This is a genomic window from Vibrio sp. 378 (genome assembly GCF_033339435.1).
Window position 1 is genome coordinate 1 of sequence record NZ_JAWOUO010001176.1, and the last position, 521, is coordinate 521.

1 protein-coding gene is annotated in these 521 nt (G+C 47.0%); it reads right to left on the reverse strand.

What is annotated here, in order from left to right; genetic code table 11:
* Positions 1-105: 105 nt before the first annotated feature.
* A partial coding sequence (locus R7Q48_RS31005) for a Card1-like endonuclease domain-containing protein (protein WP_318134254.1) occupies positions 106-521 on the reverse strand: 416 nt, incomplete at its 5' end.

The following is a 521-nucleotide window of genomic DNA, read 5'->3' on the forward strand; positions in this document are numbered from 1 at the left end:
TTTTCTAGATTCTGAAACGCAAAGTGATTGAAGCTAGGATAGGCACTAAAAACAGGCATTAAAAAAGCAGCTCCAGTGAGCTGCTTTCGTGTTTTTAGAGGGCGACTAAATTTCGTCAGAACCGCCAGCGGCTTCAAACCATTTCGCAAGATGCGTTTTGAGATCTTTCAGCTCTTCAGGGCCGATAAGCGCAAGGCCAAGATCCTCTGCACGAGTAATGTCATTGTGACGAAGAGGGCGGAAGCTCACCAGCATAGCGCGTGCTTGTAGACCGCCTAGCAGGTCACGCAAAGATTCCAGTTTGTACAGCGTATCGTCACCATCATCGCGCATGCCTTTCGTTTTACACTCAATGATGTGCAGCTTGTTATTTACAACCGTTGCTACGTCTAGCTCGTTACGTACTTCACTTTCACCCAGCTTACGATATACCTGAACATTCAAAGAGCGATCTTGAATCGTTGGCATAGTGTCTTGGATTTGCTTCACAGTGCTGTGAACCAGGGTCTCCAACCATTCGC